The organism is Achromobacter sp. NFACC18-2, assembly GCF_900108985.1.
Taxonomy (GTDB): domain Bacteria; phylum Pseudomonadota; class Gammaproteobacteria; order Burkholderiales; family Burkholderiaceae_B; genus Achromobacter.
This window is the reverse complement of sequence record NZ_FNYM01000002.1, coordinates 78,856-90,919: the sequence shown is the minus strand read 5'-3', so window position 1 is coordinate 90,919 and position 12,064 is coordinate 78,856. Positions and strand designations below refer to the sequence as shown.

The window sequence follows — 12,064 nt, the reverse complement described above, 5'->3', positions numbered from 1 at the left end:
ACCATGAACAGCGGAGTTCCCATGACGATTGCTCGTTTGCGCGTGCTGTGCGCCGCGTCGGCGCTGGCGCTCGGTGTCGCGGCCCCGGCCTGGTCGCAGGCCGTCTATCCCAGCGCCCAGGCGGCGGCGCAGGCGTTCACGGACGCGCTGGCCTTGAATGACGTCGATGCCCTGAGAAAGGTGCTGGGGCCGAACCACCGGCAGCTCGTGCCGGGGGGCGTCGACCAGGAAGACATCTACCGCTATCTGGCGGCGTGGGTGCGCAAGCACGAGATCGTCGCCGACGACGGGCGCTCCTGGGTGGCGGTGGGCGATTCCGGATGGACGCTGCCGGTGCCGCTCGTGCGCGCCGGCCAGGGATGGCGTTTCGACCCAGTGACGGGCAAGGCGGAGATCCGGCGTCGCGCCATCGACCGCAACGAATTGACCGCCATCGAAACCCTGCAGGAACTTCAGGCCGCGCAGACCCGCTATCGGCAGGGCGTCGGGCAGGGACGTTACGCGATGCGGCTGGTCAGCCGCCCCGGCGAGCGCGATGGCCTGTACTGGCCCGAGCTGCCCGACGCGCCGCCGCAAGCCTTCGGCCCGGATGCCCTGGCGATGGGGCCGGACGTGCCGGCGGACGATGCCTATTTCGGTTATCGCTACAAGGTCATTCCGGACGCGGCAGGCAACGCGTACCGGATCGTCGCCTGGCCCGCGCGCTACGGCCAGACGGGGATCGGCACCTTCGTGGTCGGCCCCGAAGGCGGCGTGCTGGAAAGCGATCTGGGGCCGTCTTCCGCGACGCGCGCCGCGGCCTTGCGAGAGGGTGACCTGCGCGACGGAAACTGGGTCGACGCCAGCGGCCAGCCCATGCCCGCGAAGTAGGTTTTCGGGGCCGTATGGCGCGTTTTCCGCGCGCCTGTTGCTGGGTCGCAACAGGCGTATGCGTTTGTCGCCAAAGCCGCCGACGCGCCCCGCGCGTGGCCCTTTTGTCAGGCGGCTGTGCCTAAAATGGCGAGCATCGGGCGCCCGCCCGTTTTCTCCTTGCCGGATCCTCAAATTGAACCCCATGCATTTCGTCCGCTGCGCCGTTTTCGGCGTGGGGATGGCGCTTAGCGCCGCGGCGGCTTCCGCCCCGATCTTTGTCCTCAATTCCCTGGACGCCAACGTCAGCATCATCGACCCGGCCACCTACAAGGAGCTGCGACGGGTGCCCACCGGCAAGGAGCCGCACCACCTTTACCTGACGCCCGACGAAAAGTCGCTCATGGTGGCCAACGCCACCGGCGACACCATCACCCTGATGGATCCCAAGACGGGCGACGTGCAGCGCACGCTGACGGGTATCGTCGATCCCTACCAGTTGCAGTTTTCGCCGGACATGAAGTGGTTCGTCACGGCGGCCAACCGCCTGGACCACATCGACATCTATGCCTGGAAGCCGCTGGAAAAGGGCTTTGACCTCACGCTGGTCAAGCGCATCCAGGCGGGCAAGACGCCCAGCCACATCATGATCGACAAGCACAGCACGACGGCCTACGTCACGCTGCAGGACAGCGACCAGCTCATCGCCATCGACCTGGCCACGCAGACGCCCAAGTGGACGGTGCCAGTGGGCAAAACGCCCGCCGACGTGTTCCTGACGCCCGACCAGAAGACGCTGCTGGTGGCGCTGACCGGCGACTCCTACGTCGAAGCCTACGACGTCAGCAACGGCCCGGCCAAGCTGGTCAAGCGCATCCAGACCGCGGCGGGCGCGCACGCCTTCCGCGCGCAGGGCGACCACCGCCACCTGTTCGTCAGCAACCGCACCGCCAATTCCATCAGCCGCATCGACCTGCAGACGCTCACTGTCGTGGATACCTTCCCGGTGCCCGGCGGCCCGGACTGCATGGACGTGCTGGCCGACGGCAAGACGCTGCTGGTGACTTCGCGCTGGGCGCGCAAGCTCACCGTGGTGGACCTGGAACAGAAAAAGGTCGTCAATCAGGTGCCGGTGGGCAAGTCGCCCCATGGCGTCTGGACGCTGAATCATGCGCCGACCCGGTAGCCGTCCGCACGCCGCGCGCACGCGCCGGCCCGCGCCCTGGCGCGCCCGTGCCGGCGCGGTCCTGTGCCTCGCGCTGTCGGCCTCGGCCGTCGGCGCGGCCCCGCCGCCCGCCACCTGCGACAAGCCGGTGTACCTGACCTTCGACACCGGCCACATGGGCGTGGCGCCGCTGATCGCCGACGTGCTGAAGCGCCACCAGGTCAAGGTCACCTTCTTTCTGGCCAACGAACGCACGCTGACCGACGGCGCCAGCCTGGACGACGTGTGGGCGCCCTGGTGGAAGGCGCGCGCCGCCGAAGGCCACGCCTTTGCCTCGCACACCTACGACCACGTCTACTGGCAGGGCGACCTGCCCGGCGGCAAGTTCCGCGTCAAGCCCAGCGCCGGCCCGGACGCCGGCAAGCGCGCCGAATGGACGGCCGAGCAGTACTGCGCCGAGATCAAGCGTCCGGTGGCCCGGTTCCACCAGATGACGGGCAAGGACATGCTGCCGCTGTACCGCGCGCCGGGCGGCAAGACCTCGCCCGCGCTGCTCAAGGCGGCCAAGGCCTGCGGCTTCGAGCACGTGGGCTGGTCGCCGGCCGGGTTCCTGGGCGACGAGCTGCCCAGCGACAAATACCCCAACGCCAAACTGCTGGACCAGGCGCTGCGCACCATCAAGCCCGGCGACATCCTGCTGGCGCACCTGGGCATCTGGTCGCGCCAGGATCCCTGGGCGCCCGCCGTGCTGGAACCGCTGATTGAAGGTTTGCAGCGCAAGGGCTATTGTTTCGCTACCTTGAACACCCATCCGGCCTATCGCGACTGGATCGCCACGCATCACTGAACATGGATACGCTTAGCCAACTCTTCGGGGACTGCCAGCAATGGCTCTTCGAGACGGCGATTCAGCCCGCGCTGTTCCACCTGGGCATGAGCAACTTCATCGAAGACGGCTACGACGCCACCATGTGGCTGCTGGTGGGGCTGTTGCAGGTCGCGGTGCTGGTGCTGGTCTTCGGCCCCCTGCAGCGCCTGCGGCCCGTGGAGCCGGTGACCGACCGCCGCCAGATCGGCATCGACGTGCTGTACACGCTGATCCACCGCCTGGGCGCGTTCCGGCTCCTGCTGTTCTTCACCATTGATCCGTTCTGGGACAGCATCTTCGGCCAGTTGCACGTGTGGGGCTTTGCGCCGTTCCAGCTGGACCAGTACTGGCCTGGCGTGACCGACAAGGCGTGGGTCAGCCTCATCATCTACCTGCTGCTGTTCGACGCGGTCGACTACTTCTACCATCGCGCGCAGCACCGCTACGGCTGGCTCTGGGCGCTGCATGCCGTGCATCACAGCCAGCGCCAGATGACCATCTGGAGCGACGATCGCAACCATCTGCTGGACGACATGCTGCGCGACGTGCTCGTCGTATTCGTGTCGCAGCTCGTGGGCGTGCCGCCGGCGCAGTTCGTGATGGTGGTCGCCATCACCCAGCTTGCGCAGAGCTTCTCGCATGCCAACCTGCGCATGCATTTCGGCGCGTTGGGCGAACGCCTGCTGGTCAGCCCGCGCTTTCACCGGCACCACCATTCCATCGCCTACGACGCCTCGTCGCCGGGCCCGGTCGGCGGCTACAACTTCGCCGCGCTGTTTCCGATCTGGGACGTGCTGTTCCGCACCGCGCGCTTCGGCGTGGGCTACGGCCCGACCGGCATCCATGACCAGCAGGCCGAACTGGGCGCGCGCGACTACGGCCAGGGCTTCTGGTCGCAGCAATGGCTGGGCCTCAAGCGCATGGTTGGCCGCGACCGCGAGCCCGCCGCCGCGCCGCCCGCGCCGCCGGCCGGCGTGGAGCGCGCATGAAAAACCCCCGCCGCAGGGTGTCCTGAAGGCGGGGGAATCTGGCGCGGGCCGGAGGGCGGCTTGCCGGCCGCGATGGGGCCGCGATGGGGCCGTCAGGCGCCGGGCGCGTCGTGCGTGGTTTCGCGCTTGATTTCGTCGTGCCGGCGTTCCATTTCCTGGCGCAGCTCGCGCCGCAGTCCGGCCGCCTTGAAGCGCTGTTTTTCTTCCAGCGTGCGGGGTTCCAGCGGCGGCACCGCGGTCGGGGCGCCGTTGTCGTCCACCGCCACCATCGTGAAATAGCAGCTGTTGGTGTGGCGCACCAGCTTCTTGCGGATGTCTTCGGTGACCACCTTGATGCCGATTTCCATCGACGTGCGGCCGGTGTAGTTCACCGCCGCCAGAAACGTCACCAGCTCGCCCACGTGGATCGGTTCGCGGAACACCACCTGATCGACCGACAGGGTCACGACATATTGGCCGGCGTACCGGCTGGCACAGGCGTAGGCCACCTGGTCCAGATACTTGAGGATGGTTCCGCCGTGTACGTTTCCTGAGAAGTTCGCCATGTCCGGCGTCATCAGGATGGTCATCGACAATTGGTGGCTAAAGGCGTCGTCCATGGCGGGCGGCTCGTTCGTGAATAAAACGTCTATGGTAGCGGCTGGCGGCTGACATGAGGCCTTAAGCGGCGCGCCTTTCAGGGTTTCTTGGCGGGCGGCGCAACCGGATCCGACGTGGCGGCCGCGGGCGTCGCGTCCGCCGCCCGCGGGGCGGCTCCGCCCTCGGCCTGGGCCGCCTCATCCGCCTGCGCGGCCGCCTCGGGGACGTCGCGGCGCACGGCGGGCGGCGTCCACAAGCCGTCCAGCACCGCCGGGCCCGGCGCGTAGACGCGCAGCAGCATGCCCACCGGACCGGCCCCGGGGATGGGAAGCCAGTTGGACTGGTCCTCGGGCGGCGGCGCGGCGTGGCTGAAGATCAGGTCCAGCGAGCCGTCCGCGTTATAGCGCAGCGGGTTGCGGCTGCCGAGCGCGTGGCGGTCGACCGGATTGGGCACGGGCATGCCCTGGGCGTCATAGGCAGCCAGCGACCACAGCGCGCCCGCGCCGGGCACCTGGTCGCCGTCGAAATGCAGCGTATAGCGGTGCGCGCCGTCCAGCAGGGCACCATCGCTGTCGGCGGCCAGCACCAGCACGGTCAGGTCTTCCGGCAGGCCGCTGCCCGGCTGCGCCTGCGCGGCAAGCGCGCGCTGCAGCCATGCGTTGCCGTAGACGCCGACGCTGGCCGTCTCCCGCAACCAGCCGTTCGCGCCGCGCAACGACTGGCCGGCCGCGGCCTCCATCCGTTCGCGCGCCGCGCGCACGCCGCGGCGCATTCCCTGCTTGGCGGAATGATCGAGCTTGTCGAAATCGAAGGGCCTGCCGGGCACCAGCCCCACGCGCCGCAGCAGGGCCAGCACCGGCTGGTCCGTGGCGTGCGGCGGGTGCTTGCGCAGCAATTCCGCGGCGTAGGTGAAGAACGCGTCGGTCGGCATCGCGTCCACCTGCTCGCGCACCGGAATGTTCAGATCCAGCGACGGGTCGGCCTTCGACCGCGGCGCCTGCGCGGGCAGGTTCCACTGCGCCAGCGGCGTCAGGACGAAACCGTCCTGCAGCGCGTTGGCCGCGGCCAGGTCCGCGGGGCCGTCGGCCTGGATCAGTGTCCTGGCCCAGACGTGGACCGTGGGCGCGTCGATGCGCGCCATGCCGGAGGGCAGCACGCCGCGCCAGCCCGGCGGCACGATGGCGGTATTACCCTTGGCCGTGCCGGTGCTGCGCGAGCCCAGCGTGGCGAACACGTCCGTCCACATGTCCAGCAGCGTCAGCGTGTAGCGCCGGCCCTGCGTGTCGGGCACGGACAGCACGACGGGCCCGGCCGTCAGGTCGACCCAGCCCGTGCTGCGCAGCATGTCGGGATTGGCCCACGGCGCGGCGTCGCCCGCGCGCGGCAAGGTGCGCCCATGCAGGAACGTGTTGGCCGGCGCGCCAGCCTGTCCGCGCGCCGGGTGGGTGAACTGGCGCCGGGTCAGGTCCATGGTGACCAGCGGGTAGAAATACAGATAGCCTTCCATCGCCGCCTGCTGGGCCGCCTCGGTCGCGGCGGCGGCCGGCGTCGGCTTGGCGGGCGCCGCCTGGGCGGTGCCCGGCGGCATCAGGGCGAAGTGGGCGGCGGCCAGCAACAGGGCCAGGGGGGCAAGGCGGCGCATCGGCGCTCCAACGGTCATGCGGAACAAATGAAAGGCGGCAGCGTGGGCCGCGCGCGGACGGGGCCGACGGGAACACCGCGGCCGCCGGCCATCGTAGCAGCGCTGCAGTGCCGCAAATTCCGCGAAGAAGGCGCATTTACGCGCCAAATCTCGGACCGACGCCAAAACCGCGCGCTGCGCGCAGCATGACGCGCCCAATTCGTAGGCCTATACTTGCTCAAATTCCCTTGGAAGTCGTGGGGCTTTTCGTCCAGGAAATTCCCGCTTCCTTCATACACCCGGAGAGGAGTGCTTCATGGTCAACATGAATCGCCGCCAGTTCTTCAAGGTGACCGGTGCAACCCTGGCAGGCTCCAGCCTGGCCATGCTGGGGGTAGCCCCCGGTACGGCCATGGCCGAAGTGCGCCAGTTCAAGCTTGCGCGCATGACAGAAACGCGCAACACCTGTCCCTACTGTTCGGTGTCCTGTGGTTTGCTGATGTACGGCCTGGGCGATGGCTCGAAGAACGCGCGCGCCAGCATCATGCACATCGAAGGCGACCCCGACCACCCCGTCAACCGCGGCACCCTCTGTCCGAAGGGCGCGGCCCTGATCGACTTCATCCACAGTCCCAACCGCCTGAAGTACCCGGAATACCGGGCGCCCGGTTCGGACAAGTGGGTGCGGATGTCCTGGGACGAAGCCCTCACCCGCATCACCAAGCTCATGAAGGCCGACCGCGACGCGAACTTCGTCGAGAAGACCGCGGACGGCAAGACCGTCAACCGGTGGGTCACCACCGGCATGCTGGCGGCCTCGGCAAGCAGCAACGAGGTCGGCTACATCACGCACAAGACCGTGCGCAGCATGGGGATGCTGGCATTCGATAACCAAGCCCGTGTCTGACATGGCCCGACGGTGGCAGGTCTTGCCCCGACGTTTGGCCGTGGAGCGATGACGAACCATTGGGTCGACATCAAGAACGCGGACATTGTTTTGATCATGGGCGGCAATGCCGCCGAGGCGCACCCGTGCGGCTTCAAATGGGTCACCGAAGCCAAGGCCCATAACAAGGCCAAGCTGATCGTCGTGGATCCGCGCTTCACGCGCTCGGCATCCGTGGCGGACTTCTACGCGCCCATACGCACCGGCACCGACATCATCTTCCTGGGTGGCGTCATCAAGTACCTGTTGGATCACGACAAGATCCAGCACGAGTACGTGCGCAACTACACCGACTTTTCGTTCCTCGTGCGCGAGGATTTCGCGTTCGATGCGGGGCTGTACTCGGGCTACAACGCCGAAAAGCGCACCTACGACAAGCAATCCTGGGACTACGAGCGCGGCGAGGACGGCTACGTCAAGACCGACCCCACGCTGCAGCATCCGCGCACGGTCTACCAACTGCTCAAGAAGCACTATGCGCGCTACACGGCCGACATGGTCGAACGCGTCTGCGGCACGCCCAAGGACAAGTTCCTGACCGTGTGCGACCTGCTGGCGTCCACGGCCGCGCCCAACCGCGCCGCCACCATCCTCTACGCGCTCGGCTGGACGCAGCACTCCATCGGTTCGCAGATGATCCGCACCGGCGCGATGGTGCAGCTGCTGCTGGGCAACATCGGCATCGCCGGCGGCGGCATGAATGCGCTGCGCGGGCACTCGAACATCCAGGGCCTGACCGACCTGGGCTTGATGTCGAACCTGCTGCCGGGCTACATGACGCTGCCCAACGAGCCGGAGCAGGACTACGCCAAGTACATCGACACGCGCACGCTCAAGCCGCTGCGTCCCAACCAGCTCAGCTACTGGCAGAACTATCACAAGTTCCACGTCAGCCTGATGAAGGCCTGGTGGGGCGGCGCGGCCACGGCCGAGAACAACTGGGCGTTCGACTACCTGCCCAAGCTGGACAAGCTCTACGACATGCTGCAGGTCTACGAGCTCATGGTGCAGGGCAAGATGAACGGCTACATCGCCCAGGGCTTCAACCCGCTGGCCGCCGCGCCCAACAAGGGCAAGCTGAACGATGGCTTCGCCAAGCTCAAGTTCCTGGTCATCATGGACCCGCTGGTCACCGAGACCTCGGAGTTCTGGCGCAATGCCGGCGAAGCCAACGACGTGGATCCGTCCAAGATCCAGACCGAGGTCTTCCGCCTGCCCACCACCTGTTTCGCCGAGGAAGACGGCGCGCTGGTCAATTCCGGCCGCTGGCTGCAGTGGCACTGGAAGGGCGCCGAGCCCCCGGGCGAAGCCAAGAGCGACATCGAGATCATGGCGCTGCTGTTCACGCGCCTGCGCAAGATGTACCAGGACGAAGGCGGCAAGTATCCTGATCCCATCGTCAACCTGTCGTGGCCGTATTCCAACCCGCAGAACCCGACGGCCGAGGAGTTGGCCAAGGAATACACGGGCCGTGCGCTGGTGGACCTTGCCGATCCCAAGGACCCCACGAAGATCATGCGCCGCGGCGGCGAGCAGCTCGCGGGCTTTGCCGAGCTTCGCGACGACGGGTCCACCGCCAGCGGCTGCTGGATCTTCGCCGGGGCCTGGAGTCCCAGCGGCAACCTCATGGCGCGCCGCGACAACAGCGACCCCACCGGCATCGGCCAGACCCTGAACTGGGCCTGGGCGTGGCCGGCCAACCGCCGCGTCCTGTACAACCGCGCCTCGTGCGACCTCGAAGGCAAGCCGTTCGATCCGCGGCGCCAGCTCATCGCCTGGAACGGCAAGATCTGGGCCGGCGCCGACATCCCCGACTTCAAGGGCGACGAAAACCCGGCTGGCGGCATGGGGCCGTTCATCATGAACCCCGAAGGCGTGGCGCGCTTCTTTGCGCGGGCGGGCCTGGCCGAAGGGCCGTTCCCGGAACACTACGAGCCCTTCGAAAACCCGCTGGGCTATAACCCGCTGTACCCGAAGGCCAAGGGCGTCACCAGCAATCCGGCAGCGCGCATCTTCAAGGATGACCTCGCGGCGATGGGCACGGTCGAGAACTTCCCCTACGTGGCCACCACGTACCGCCTGACCGAGCACTTCCATTACTGGACCAAGAATGTCCGCATCACCTCCATTCTCCAGCCCGAGCAATTCGTGGAGATCGGCGAGGCGCTGGCCAAGGAACTGGGCATCCCCAACGGATCGCGCGTCAAGGTGACGTCCAACCGCGGCTACATCAAGGCCGTGGCGCTCGTCACCAAGCGGATCCGTCCGCTCACCGTCGAGGGCAAGACGGTGCACCAGGTCGGCATTCCCATCCACTGGGGCTTCGTGGGCATCGCCCGGCCGGGCTTCCTTGCCAACACCCTGACGCCATTCGTGGGCGACGGCAATTCCCAGACGCCGGAATTCAAGTCGTTCCTGGTGAAGGTCGAAAAGGTATAGGAGAACCGACATGTCCATGCAATCCCTAGACATCAAGCGGCGCTCCGCCACCACCACGCCGCCGCCCGGCATCCGTGAACCCGTCACGGGCTCGGTGGCCAAGCTGATCGACGTCTCCAAGTGCATCGGCTGCAAGGCGTGCCAGAGCGCCTGCATGGAGTGGAACGACCTGCGCGACGAGATCGGCGTCAACGTGGGCGTCTACGACAACCCGGCCGACCTCACCGAGCATTCCTGGACCGTCATGCGCTTCTCGGAGTTCGAGAATCCCGCCGGCGACCTGGAATGGCTGATCCGCAAGGACGGCTGCATGCACTGCGCGGAGCCGGGCTGCCTGAAGGCCTGTCCCTCGCCGGGCGCCATCGTCCAGTACAACAACGGCATCGTGGACTTCCACGAAGAAAACTGCATCGGTTGCGGCTACTGCATCACCGGCTGTCCGTTCAACGTGCCGCGCATTTCCAAGAAAGACCACAAGGCATACAAGTGCACGCTGTGCTCGGACCGCGTGGCCGTTGGCATGGAGCCGGCCTGCGTCAAGGCCTGTCCCACCGGCGCCATCGTCTTCGGCACCAAGGACGACATGCACCAGCATGCCGCCGAGCGCGTCGAGGACCTGAAGTCGCGCGGCTTTGCGCAGGCCGGGGTGTACGACCCGGCGGGCGTGGGCGGCACGCACGTCATGTACGTGCTGCATCATGCCGACCAGCCAGGGCTCTACCACGGGCTGCCCGCCGATCCGCGGGTCAGTCCCATGGTGTCGCTATGGAAGGGCCTGGCCAAGCCGCTGGGCCTGGCCATGATGGCGCTGACCGCGCTGGCGGGCTTTTTCCACTATGCGCGGGTCGGCCGCAACGAAGTGACCGAGGAAGACGAACGCAGGGCCGAAGAAGAGGTGCGCCATGAATGAAGACCGCCGCTATCGCCTGATCAAGCGCTACACGCCCGGCGAGCGCACCAACCACTGGATCATCGCGCTCACGTTCATCCTGCTCGCCTTGTCCGGGCTGGCGCTGTTTCATCCGTCCATGTACTGGCTGACCAACCTCTTCGGGGGCGGTCCCTGGACCCGGATCCTGCATCCCTTCATCGGGGTGGTGATGTTCGCCTGCTTTGCGGTGTTCGCCGGGCACATGTGGCGCCACAACCTGCTGACCCGCGCGGACCGCCAGTGGCTCAGGCAGCTCGACGACGTGGTCGAAAACCGCGAGGAAAAGCTGCCCGAGGTCGGCAAGTACAACGCCGGCCAGAAGCTCCTGTTCTTCGTGCTGGTGCTGTGCATGCTGGGGCTGATGGTCAGCGGCATCGTGATCTGGCGCGAGTACTTCGCGTTTTATTTCCCGATCTGGGTGGTCCGCGCCGCGTCCGTGGTGCACGCGGTTTGTGCGCTGGTGCTGATTTGCGCGATCATTGTGCATATTTACGCGGCGATCTGGGTAAAGGGGTCGCTCACGGCGATGCTGCGCGGCTACGTCACCGCCGGCTGGGCGTGGAAGCACCATCGCGCCTGGTTCCGGGAGCAGGTGAAAAAGTAGCCCCGCGCGCGGCGCGGTAGCTCCCTGCCTCACTCGGCCCTTTTTTCAGGGCCGGCATGTCGTGATCGCACGGCTGCTATCCTCCCCGGAGGCTGGCAGCCGTGTTTGTTTCTCTGGAGACGAGAATTGCAGCGAATTCTTCCGCGTGGCGAGATCGAAGCGCTAGACCATAACGCCATTCCCCGCATCACCCTGCCGGAGCGGGATTCCGTCTTCGCCGTGCGGGCCGCCCGCCTGCGCCAGCTTGCCGAGGGCAATCCGGTGGGCGACTACCTGCTGCTGATGGCGCATCTGGTCGATGCCCAGCATCGCGCCCTGAAGGATTGCGCGGCGCCGCAAGCCACCGAAGACCGCATTGCGCTGGCCCAGGCGCACGGCATGCCGCCGCTGCAGGCCGTGGGCTGGCCGCGCGACCCGCTATGGCGCCGCATCCTGGGTCAGTTGCTGGACGACGTGGCGCGTGCGCCGGGCGTGCCGGCCGAGGCCATCGAGGTCTGCGCCGCGCTGAACCGCGCGCGCGAGGCCGACACCGAATCGCTCGAAGACCTGGCCCAGGCCGTGCTGTCCGAACAGGACCAGGGCGTGGACAGCGCCGCCGCGCCGTTCGTCATGGCGGCGCTGCAGGTCTACTGGACGGACCTGGCCAGCCGCTTCGATCCCCGGCAGCTTCCCGTCGCCAGCCCGTTCGGGGTGTGCCCGGTGTGCGGCAGCCTGCCGGTCGCCAGCATCGTGCGCGTGGGCGGCCAGTACGAGGGCTACCGCTATCTGTGCTGCAGCCTGTGCGCGACGCAGTGGCACATGGTGCGCGTGAAGTGCTCGCACTGCGAGGACGTGGAGAAGGTCGCGTACCAGGCCATCGAAGGCCGTACGCCCGCCATCAAGGCCGAGACCTGTGACAACTGCCATACCTACCGCAAGATCTTCTACCAGGACAAGGACCTGTACGTGGAGCCGGTGGCCGACGATCTGGCCAGTCTGATGCTGGACGTGCTGGTGGGCGAGGCGGGCTATTCGCGGTCCAGCGGCAATCCGCTGCTGTGGCACGGCGCCCAGGACTAGGGCGTCTCGATGAC

At 67.2% G+C, this 12,064-nt stretch carries 10 protein-coding genes; 8 read left to right on the top strand and 2 right to left on the bottom strand.

Features of this window, described 5'->3' with window-relative positions:
* The first annotated feature begins 21 nt into the window (after positions 1 to 21).
* The 4 genes from BMW75_RS02885 to BMW75_RS02870 all read left to right on the top strand — a co-directional run bounded on the left by BMW75_RS02885 (position 22) and on the right by BMW75_RS02870 (position 3,871).
* Entirely contained in the window at positions 22 to 870 is an 849-nt protein-coding gene (locus BMW75_RS02885; protein WP_092576505.1) for a DUF2950 family protein, read from the top strand.
* A gap of 184 nt (positions 871 to 1,054) precedes the next feature.
* Positions 1,055 to 2,035, top strand: coding sequence for a YVTN family beta-propeller repeat protein (locus BMW75_RS02880; protein WP_175493096.1), 981 nt, complete (start codon positions 1,055 to 1,057; stop codon positions 2,033 to 2,035).
* Positions 2,036 to 2,096: 61 nt separating this feature from the next.
* The gene (locus BMW75_RS02875; protein ID WP_092577273.1) at positions 2,097 to 2,861 is read left to right on the top strand and encodes a polysaccharide deacetylase family protein; all 765 of its coding nucleotides are present in this window, start codon (positions 2,097 to 2,099) and stop codon (positions 2,859 to 2,861) included.
* 2 nt (positions 2,862 to 2,863) lie between these two features.
* Complete coding sequence (locus BMW75_RS02870; RefSeq protein ID WP_076517588.1) at positions 2,864 to 3,871, top strand: sterol desaturase family protein; 1,008 nt, start codon at positions 2,864 to 2,866, stop codon at positions 3,869 to 3,871.
* A 92-nt stretch (positions 3,872 to 3,963) separates the two neighbouring features.
* Here BMW75_RS02870 and BMW75_RS02865 read toward each other — a convergent pair whose 3' ends face one another.
* Positions 3,964 to 4,470, bottom strand: a complete 507-nt coding sequence (locus BMW75_RS02865) for an acyl-CoA thioesterase (protein WP_092576500.1) — start codon at positions 4,468 to 4,470, stop codon at positions 3,964 to 3,966.
* A gap of 77 nt (positions 4,471 to 4,547) precedes the next feature.
* On the bottom strand, positions 4,548 to 6,092 hold the full coding sequence (locus BMW75_RS02860; protein WP_092576497.1) for a DUF1254 domain-containing protein: 1,545 nt from the start codon (positions 6,090 to 6,092) through the stop codon (positions 4,548 to 4,550).
* 295 nt (positions 6,093 to 6,387) lie between these two features.
* Here BMW75_RS02860 and fdnG point away from each other — a divergent pair, with 295 nt between their 5' ends.
* The 4 genes from fdnG (at position 6,388) to fdhE (ending at position 12,050) form a co-directional block, all read left to right on the top strand.
* On the top strand, positions 6,388 to 9,456 hold the full coding sequence (gene fdnG, locus BMW75_RS02850) for a formate dehydrogenase-N subunit alpha (RefSeq protein ID WP_139208483.1): 3,069 nt from the start codon (positions 6,388 to 6,390) through the stop codon (positions 9,454 to 9,456).
* 10 nt (positions 9,457 to 9,466) lie between these two features.
* A complete protein-coding gene (fdxH, locus tag BMW75_RS02845) occupies positions 9,467 to 10,366 on the top strand; it encodes a formate dehydrogenase subunit beta (protein WP_092576489.1) in 900 nt (299 codons plus the stop codon).
* The gene (locus BMW75_RS02840; protein WP_092576487.1) at positions 10,359 to 10,991 is read left to right on the top strand and encodes a formate dehydrogenase subunit gamma; all 633 of its coding nucleotides are present in this window, start codon (positions 10,359 to 10,361) and stop codon (positions 10,989 to 10,991) included. The genes fdxH and BMW75_RS02840 overlap by 8 nt, the downstream gene beginning before the upstream one ends.
* A gap of 126 nt (positions 10,992 to 11,117) precedes the next feature.
* On the top strand, positions 11,118 to 12,050 hold the full coding sequence (gene fdhE, locus BMW75_RS02835; RefSeq protein ID WP_092576485.1) for a formate dehydrogenase accessory protein FdhE: 933 nt from the start codon (positions 11,118 to 11,120) through the stop codon (positions 12,048 to 12,050).
* Positions 12,051 to 12,064: the final 14 nt, after the last annotated feature.

Coding starts and splice junctions, on each gene's coding strand:
- BMW75_RS02840 (WP_092576487.1), top strand. CDS start 10,359: ATGAATGAAGACCGCCGCTATCGCCTGATCAAGCGCTACACGCCCGGC.
- BMW75_RS02870 (WP_076517588.1), top strand. CDS start 2,864: ATGGATACGCTTAGCCAACTCTTCGGGGACTGCCAGCAATGGCTCTTC.
- BMW75_RS02860 (WP_092576497.1), bottom strand. CDS start 6,092: ATGCGCCGCCTTGCCCCCCTGGCCCTGTTGCTGGCCGCCGCCCACTTC.
- fdxH (WP_092576489.1), top strand. CDS start 9,467: ATGTCCATGCAATCCCTAGACATCAAGCGGCGCTCCGCCACCACCACG.
- BMW75_RS02885 (WP_092576505.1), top strand. CDS start 22: ATGACGATTGCTCGTTTGCGCGTGCTGTGCGCCGCGTCGGCGCTGGCG.
- BMW75_RS02865 (WP_092576500.1), bottom strand. CDS start 4,470: ATGGACGACGCCTTTAGCCACCAATTGTCGATGACCATCCTGATGACG.
- BMW75_RS02880 (WP_175493096.1), top strand. CDS start 1,055: ATGCATTTCGTCCGCTGCGCCGTTTTCGGCGTGGGGATGGCGCTTAGC.